Genomic DNA, 7795 nt, shown 5'->3' with positions numbered 1-7795 from the left:
GGGGGGGGCGGGGGGGGGGTCGGCCCACGAGGAAACAGAAGCGTTCCACAACCGGCCGACCCACCCCCAACCCCTCCCTTGTCAGGGAGGGGAGCAGGTCGGGACGGCATTTCGTCGAAGGTCGATCCGGCCTGAAACCACGACGTCCGTCGTTCCCGCATCGTCGGGAATGACGGAAACCCGGCATCGCCTGTAGAGGGCCATCATGAAGAACCCCCGTCTCACCCTCGCCATGCTGCTGCTGGTGTACAGCTTCAACTTCCTCGACCGGCAGATCTTGTCGATCCTCGCGCAACCGGTGCAGCGCGACCTCGGCCTTGACGATTCGCAGATGGGGATGCTCGGCGGCCTCGCCTTTGCCGCGCTCTATTCGACGCTGGCAATCCCGCTGGCGCTGATCGCCGATCGCACCAGCCGAAGCTGGGTCATCACCATCAGCCTCGCGGTGTGGAGCGCGTTCACCGCGCTGTGCGGCACCGCGCAGAATTTCACCCAGATGTTCCTGTTCCGCCTCGGCGTCGGGGTGGGGGAGGCGGGCGGCGTCGCCCCGTCCTATGCGCTGATCGCCGATAGTTTTCCGCCCGAACGCCGCGCCCGCGCGCTCGCCGTCTATTCGCTCGGCATTCCGCTGGGCGCGGCGGGCGGCGTGCTGCTCGGCGGCTATATCGCGCAGGCGGTGGAATGGCGCACCGCGTTCTTCACGGTGGGGCTCGCCGGGCTCGTCATCGCGCCGTTCTTCCGCTGGCTGGTGAAGGACGTTCCGCGCGGACCGGTGGCCGCCGACCGCGTTCCGGTCGGCCGGGTGTTCGGCATCCTCGCCGCCAAGCCGGGGTTCTGGCTGCTGGCGTTCGGCGCGGCGGCGGGGTCGATGTGCGGCTATGGCGTGGCGTTCTGGCTGCCCAGCCTGATGATGCGCAGCTTCGGCCTGTCGCTGGTGCAGACCGGCCAGTTCTTCGGCGCGCTGCTGCTGACCGGCGGGGTCGCGGGCATCCTGCTCGGCGGTGCGCTCGGCGACCGGCTCGGCGCGCGGAACAAGCGCTGGTACGCGCTGCTGCCCGCCGCCTGTTACGTGCTCGGCACGCCGCTGTTCATCGCCGGCGTGCTGTCGGGCGGGTGGGCGGCTGCGTTCGCGCTGTTCCTGCTGCCGCAGGCGCTGGTCTATGTGTGGCTGGGGCCAGTATTGACGGCGGTGCAGCACCTCGTCCCCGCGCATATGCGCGCGACCGCCTCGGCGTGCTTCCTGCTCGTCAACAACCTGATCGGGCTGGGGCTGGGAAGCTGGGCCGTCGGCGAACTGTCGAAAAGCCTCGCACCCACCTACGGCACCGAATCCTTGCGCTACGCGATCGCGGCGGCGCTGTGCCTGTATCTCGTTGCCGGCACGCTGATGGCGCTCGCGAGCCGGCGGCTAGAGCGCGACTGGGTAGCCTGAGTTTCGGGCTCACCCCAAGGGCGTGAGCCAGCCTGCCTCGGGCCTTCCCGCCGCTCGCGTGAGCCTCAACGCTCCCGCGTAGCCGCGAACGTCACCTTGGAATATCGATCGGCGATATAGCCGACTTCCCACGCGCTCTTGGCCAGAAACACTGGATTGCCGTCACGATCCTTGGCCATCGCCGATCGGTGTAGGTCGGTGAACGCCTTCAGGTCGACCGGATCACCCGCCGACACCCAGCGCGCGGTTTCGAACGGGGCCATTTCCAGCCCCGCCGCGACCTTGTATTCGGCATCCAGCCGCGACAGCAGCACGTCCAACTGCAACTGCCCGACCACGCCGATGATCCAGTTCGATCCGATGTCGGGATAGAAGACCTGCGTCACCCCTTCCTCGGCCATGTCGTCGAGGGCTTTCCGCAACTGTTTGGTCTTGGTCGGATCCTTCAACACCACGCGGCGCAGGATTTCGGGCGCGAAATTGGGCAGCCCGGTGAAGCGTACATCGGCCCGTTCGGACAGCGTGTCGCCGACCCTGAGCGTCCCGTGGTTGGGAATGCCGATGATGTCGCCCGGAAACGCCTCGTCCGCCAGTTCGCGTTCGCGCGCGAAGAACAGGATCGGCGAATGGATCGCGATCGGCTTGCCGTGGCCGGTCGGGGTCAGCTTCATGCCGCGCCGGAACGTCCCCGAACACAGCCGCATGAACGCGATGCGATCGCGGTGGTTGGGGTCCATGTTCGCCTGCACCTTGAACACGAACCCCGTCACCTGCGCATCGCTCGGTGCGACGGGGGCGGGCTCGGCCGGCTGCGGCCGTGGCGGCGGGGCATGGGCGGCGATTGCGTCGATCAGCGAATCGACGCCGAATTCCTTCAACGCCGACCCGAAATACACCGGCGTCAGGTCGCCCGCGCGATAGGAATCGCCGTCGAACGCGGCATAGCCCGCCACCGCCAGCTCGGCCTCCTCGCGCAGCCGCTGGGTCCCTTCGGGCGACAGCACGTCGTCGATGCGCGGATCGTCGAGGCCGGCGAACTGTTCGACCTTGCCTTGGAAATCCTTGGTTCCCGCCTCGGGCTGGAGCAGCCGGTTGTCGACGAGGTCGTAGATCCCTTCGAACTGTCCGCCCATGCCCGCCGGCCACGTCATCGGGCACACGTCGAGTTGCAGCATCTCCGCCACTTCGTCGAGCAGCGCGAACGGATCGCGCCCTTCGCGGTCGACCTTGTTGACGAAGGTGATGATCGGCACGTTGCGCAGGCGACATACCTCGAACAGCTTGCGCGTCTGCGGCTCGATGCCCTTGGCGGCGTCGATCACCATCACCGCCGAATCGACGGCGGTCAGCGTGCGGTAGGTGTCCTCGCTGAAATCCTCATGGCCCGGCGTGTCGAGCAGGTTGAAGGTCAGGCCATTGCGCTCGAACGTCATCACCGACGACGTGACCGAAATGCCGCGCTGCTGCTCGATCTTCATCCAGTCGGAGCGCGCGCGCCGCGCGGCGCCGCGCGCCTTGACCTCGCCGGCCAGATGGATCGCGCCGCCGAACAGCAGCAGCTTTTCGGTGAGCGTGGTCTTGCCCGCGTCGGGGTGCGAAATGATCGCGAAGGTGCGGCGATCGGCAAACTGAGTCATGGCCGCGCTCTACGGCGCGCGCGGGGGAACCGCAACGGGTGGGGCGTTCGTGTATTGTTTTCACGCGAAGGCGCGAAGGCGCGAAGGCGCAAAGTAAGAAGGAGGTTTGTCACGCAGAGGCGCAGAGGCGCAGAGACGCAGAGAGGTTGCGGATGCGTCGGTCGTCATCGATCCGGCGAAGCTGCTCGTTCGCTGCGGCCCGAAATGGAGCGCCGCTATCGCGGCAGTCGGCAACCTCTCCACGCCTCTGCGCCTCTGCGCGAAATCGATCTGTTCTACTTCGCGTGCTTCGCGCCTTCGCGTGAAAATCAATCGACCAATGTCACCGCCATTGCCACGGCATGAGTCTCTCCGGGAGCGACCCGCCGGATCCCCGGCTTGTCGAAAATATCGCCATCGAACCCTTCGGGGTCGGCGATCCCGTCCCACGGCTCGATGCAGACGAAGTTCGCGCCCGGCTTGGTCCAGATTCCCAATCGCGGCATCCCCGGAAAATCGACCCGCAACTGCGACCCATCTTCGGTCCCATACGACACGCCAGTGCTCGAAACCGGGTCCCAGACCAGCGCATCGTCCGTGAACAGCGCATCGCCCAGATGCAGCACCTGCCCCTCCAGCGGCGAGGGCCGGGGCGTGGCCGCAATCGTCCCGTCGGCGGTGATTTCGGCGATCGTGTCACGTTCGGCGTCGGAAAACACCATCCGATGTGCTTCCCTAGCCCCGCCATAGGGCAGCGGCCATGCGAACGCCGGATGAAAGCCGATGCTCGCCGGCAGGTCATGCGTCCCGGAATTGGTAACGCTTACCAAGGTCTTGAGCGTCGCACCTTCCAGCGAATGTTCCACGTGAAGCACGAATGCGAACGGATACATGCTCAGCGTCTCGGCATCGTCCGCCAAGGCGAACGTCGCCGACACACCCTCGTTCTGCGCAACCTTCGCAAATGTCCGCCGCCGCGCGAAGCCGTGCTGCGGCATGACGTAGCTCGTATCGCCCAGCCGATAGCGGTCGCCATGCAGCCGCCCGACGATCGGGAACAGGATCGGCGCATGCCCGGTCCAATACGCCGGATTGGCGTCGGTCATCAGCTCGCGCCCTTGGGCATCCTTGAGCGACAACAGCTCCGCGCCCAGCTCGGCGATCGTCGCGGTCAGGATGCCGTTGGACAGGATGGTGGTCATGCCCGCAGACTCGCGCCGATTTTGGCCGCCGCCGCGACGACCTTGTCCGACACCGTCTTCAATTCGGCATCGGTGAAGCTCTTGGCACCCGGCTGCAACGTGACCTCGATGGCAAGGCTCTTGTGGCCCGCCTCGACGCCTGCGCCGGTGAACACGTCGAACAGCCGCGCATCGACGATCGCCGCCTTGTCCGCGCCGCGCACCGCGCGCACCAACTGATCGCCGCTGACGCCGTCGCCGACGAGGAACGCGAAGTCGCGCGTCACCGCCTGCAACGCCGGCGGCGCATAGGCCGGCCGCATGAAGCCGCTGCCCCGCTTCGCCGGCAGCGCGTCGAGATACAGCTCGGCCGCGACCGTGCCCTGCGGCAGATCGAACGCCTTCGCCAGTAGCGGATGCAGCACGCCGAATGCGGCCAGCACGGTCCTGGGGCCGAGCCGCAACGTCGCCGACTGTCCCGGATGGAACACCTCGCCGCTCGCTTCCATCACCTGAAGATTGCCGACCGGTGCGCCTGCCGCTTCGAGCAGCGCCAGCAATTCGCCCTTGGCATCGAACGCATCGAAGCCCTGCGCCTTGCCGCCCCGCCAGCCGCGTGGGCTACGCTCGCCCGCCAGCACGATGCCCAGCGTCGCCCGCTCACCCTCGGCCAGATAGCGCCGCCCGATCTCGAACAGCCGCACGCTCGACTGCCCACGCTTCAGGTTACGCGCGGCGGCACTGAGCAGTCCGGGCAGCAGCGACGGCCGCATGACCGCCAGATCGCTGGCAATCGGGTTCACGACCTCCCACGCGCCACCGCCGAACGGTGCGGCTTCGTCGTCGGCGATGAAGCTCCACGTGATCGCCTCGGCCAGCCCGCGTGCCGCCGCCGCGCGGCGCATCCGCCGCTCCAGCTTCTGTTCGGCCGTCGCGGTCGGCCGCGCGACGCCCGCCACGCGATCGAGCGGGGTCGAGGGCACCTTGTCCAACCCCTCGATCCGGATCACTTCCTCGACCAGATCGGCCACGCCGTCGACGTCGCGCCGCCACGACGGCACCGTCACGCGCCAGTCGTCGCCGACCGCGAAGCCCAGCCGTTCGAGGATGGCGCGCTGCCGCTCGGACACGACGTCCAGCCCGCCGAGCGACGCGACCCGCGCTGGATCATGGACGATCGTCCGTGCGCTGAGCGGCGGTTCGCCCGCCCGTGTCACGCTGCTGGCGGTCCCGCCGCACAGCCGCAGCACATAATTGGTGGCGATCGCCAGCCCGTCGCCGAGGAACGCCGGATCGACGCCGCGCTCGAACCGCGTCCGCGCATCGCTGGTCAGTGCAAGCCGCTGCCCGGTGCGGGCGATGGCTTCGGGGGTGAAATACGCGCATTCGATCAGCACGTCGGTAGTGTCGGCCGACACCCCCGAATGCTCGCCGCCCATGATCCCGCCGATGTCGTGGACCGCGCTCGCATCGGCGATCACCGTCTCGCCGCCGGCCAGCGTGTAAGACTTGCCGTTGAGCGCCACCACGCTCTCGCCGGCCACCGCCCTGCGCGCGACGAGGCCGCCGTCGAGCTTGGCCATGTCGTACACGTGAAGCGGCCGCCCCAGATCGAACATCACGTAATTGGTGATGTCGACCAGCGTCGAGATCGGCTTTTGCCCGATCGCGGTCAGCCGGCGGCGCATCCATTCGGGAGCCTCGCCATTGGTCAGCCCGCGCACCGCCTGTCCGTAGATTGCCGGGCAACCCTCGCCGTCCTCGATACGAATGTCAGGGCCGGGGCCATCGCCCGCCACCTGCGGCACCGTGAGCGGCTTGAGCGTGCCATAGCCCGCCGCCGCCAGATCGCGCGCGATGCCGCGCACGCCCATGCAGTCCTGCCGGTTGGGCGTGACGCTGACGTCGATCACCGGATCGTCGAGCCCGGCATAGGCGGGGAAGGGGGTTCCGACCGGCGCGTCCTGCGGCAGTTCGATGATCCCGTCGTGATCCTCGCCCAGCTCCAGCTCGCGCGTCGAACACATCATGCCGTTCGATTCGACCCCGCGGATCGCCGCGACCTTCAGCACCATGCCGTTCGCCGGCACGGTGGCACCGGGCATGCCGAACACGCCGACCAGCCCCGCGCGCGCATTGGGCGCACCGCACACCACCTGCATCGGGCCGTCACCGGCATCGACCGACAGCACCTGCAACTTGTCCGCCTGCGGATGGCGCTCGGCGCTCAACACCCGCGCGACGCGGAAGCCGTCCAGCTTCGCCGCCGGGTTCTCGACGCCTTCGACCTCCAGCCCGATACGGGTCAGCCCATCCAGAATCGCGTCGATCCCGGCATCGGTGTCGAGATGCTCGCGGAGCCAGCCAAGGGTGAACTTCATGCGCCTACTCCCCCCGACAGCGTGGGCACGTCGAGGCTGTTGAATCCATAATGTCTGAGCCAGCGCAGATCGCCGTCGAAGAACGGGCGCAGGTCGTCCATGCCATATTTCAGCATCGCCAGCCGATCGACCCCGGTGCCGAAGGCGAAGCCCTGCCACTCGTCCGGGTCGAGCCCGCAGGCCGCGATCACCTTCGGATGGACCATGCCGCTGCCAAGCACTTCCATCCAGCCGCCATTGCCCTTCGCCGGATCACCGCCGACGACGCGGCGGCCCTTCTCCAGCGTATAGCCGACATCGACTTCGGCCGACGGCTCGGTGAACGGGAAATAGCTCGGCCGCAGCCGCAGGACGATGTCGTCGCGCTCGAAATAGGCTTTCAGGAACGTCTCCAGCGTCCATTTGAGATGCCCCATATGGATGCCGCGATCGATCACCAGTCCTTCGATCTGGTGGAACATCGGGGTGTGGGTCGCATCCGAATCGCTGCGATAGACCCGGCCCGGCGCGATGATGCGGATCGGGGGCTGCTGGGCCATCATCGTGCGGATTTGCACCGGGCTCGTGTGGGTGCGCAGGACGTAGCGTTCGGGCGCGCCGGTGGCGGAGCCACCGTCGTCGGACGGTGTTTGGGCAGCGCCGGCCGCGCTTGTGCTGGTCTCGCCCTGTGGGCTTCGGCGCTGCGCGTAGAACGTATCGTGCATCGCCCGCGCCGGATGCGTCTCGGGAATATTGAGCGCGGTGAAATTATGCCAGTCGTCCTCGATCTCGGGACCGGTCGCGACCGCGAAGCCCAGATCGGCGAAGATTTCGGCGAGTTCGTCCATGACCTGGCTGACCGGATGCACCGCCCCCAAGGCCGGACGATCGACCGGCAGCGTCAGGTCGATCCGCTCCGACGCCAGCTTCGCCGCCAGCGCCCGCGCCTCCAGATCGGCCTTGCGCACGGCGATGGCATCGCTCACCGCTTCGCGCAGGGCATGGATACGTGGCGCGACGCTCTGCCGCTCGTCGGGCGACAGGCCGCCCAGCGTCTTGAGCAGTCCCGTCACCGCCCCCTGTTTGCCCAGCGCATGGACACGCACCGCGTCGAGCGCATCGAGCCCGGCGGAGGCATCGATGGCGGCGAGCAGATCGGCGCGCAATTGGTCGAGATCGGGGGTCACGGTGGCTCCGGTGGTAACG

General features: G+C 67.7%; 5 protein-coding genes. 1 reads left to right on the top strand and 4 read right to left on the bottom strand.

The features are described from left to right. Positions 1 to 205: 205 nt before the first annotated feature. On the top strand, positions 206 to 1432 hold the full coding sequence (locus tag ASE78_RS04030) for a spinster family MFS transporter (RefSeq protein WP_056493563.1): 1227 nt from the start codon (positions 206 to 208) through the stop codon (positions 1430 to 1432). 65 nt (positions 1433 to 1497) lie between these two features. Here the strand turns inward: ASE78_RS04030 and ASE78_RS04025 are convergent, their stop codons facing one another. From ASE78_RS04025 to pheS, 4 genes are all read right to left on the bottom strand, one after another. Continuing rightward, complete coding sequence (locus ASE78_RS04025; protein WP_056493559.1) at positions 1498 to 3069, bottom strand: peptide chain release factor 3; 1572 nt, start codon at positions 3067 to 3069, stop codon at positions 1498 to 1500. 308 nt (positions 3070 to 3377) lie between these two features. Continuing rightward, on the bottom strand, positions 3378 to 4250 hold the full coding sequence (locus tag ASE78_RS04020) for an aldose 1-epimerase family protein (RefSeq protein ID WP_056493556.1): 873 nt from the start codon (positions 4248 to 4250) through the stop codon (positions 3378 to 3380). Beyond that, a complete protein-coding gene (gene pheT / locus ASE78_RS04015) occupies positions 4247 to 6610 on the bottom strand; it encodes a phenylalanine--tRNA ligase subunit beta (RefSeq protein ID WP_056493553.1) in 2364 nt (787 codons plus the stop codon). Before pheT ends, ASE78_RS04020 begins: the two co-directional genes overlap by 4 nt. Then, entirely contained in the window at positions 6607 to 7776 is a 1170-nt protein-coding gene (gene pheS, locus ASE78_RS04010) for a phenylalanine--tRNA ligase subunit alpha (protein ID WP_056493550.1), read from the bottom strand. Before pheS ends, pheT begins: the two co-directional genes overlap by 4 nt. Positions 7777 to 7795: the final 19 nt, after the last annotated feature.

The sequence above is a fragment of the Sphingomonas sp. Leaf25 genome, from assembly GCF_001421635.1.
In the GTDB taxonomy this organism is placed as follows: domain Bacteria; phylum Pseudomonadota; class Alphaproteobacteria; order Sphingomonadales; family Sphingomonadaceae; genus Sphingomonas.
This window is presented reverse-complemented; position numbering and strand designations above follow the sequence as displayed.

What these genes read in the sequence shown, in the direction of transcription:
- ASE78_RS04030 (WP_056493563.1), top strand. Translation starts at nt 206, where the DNA reads ATGAAGAACCCCCGTCTCACCCTCGCCATGCTGCTGCTGGTGTACAGC.
- ASE78_RS04025 (WP_056493559.1), bottom strand. Translation starts at nt 3,069, where the DNA reads ATGACTCAGTTTGCCGATCGCCGCACCTTCGCGATCATTTCGCACCCC.
- ASE78_RS04020 (WP_056493556.1), bottom strand. Translation starts at nt 4,250, where the DNA reads ATGACCACCATCCTGTCCAACGGCATCCTGACCGCGACGATCGCCGAG.
- pheT (WP_056493553.1), bottom strand. Translation starts at nt 6,610, where the DNA reads ATGAAGTTCACCCTTGGCTGGCTCCGCGAGCATCTCGACACCGATGCC.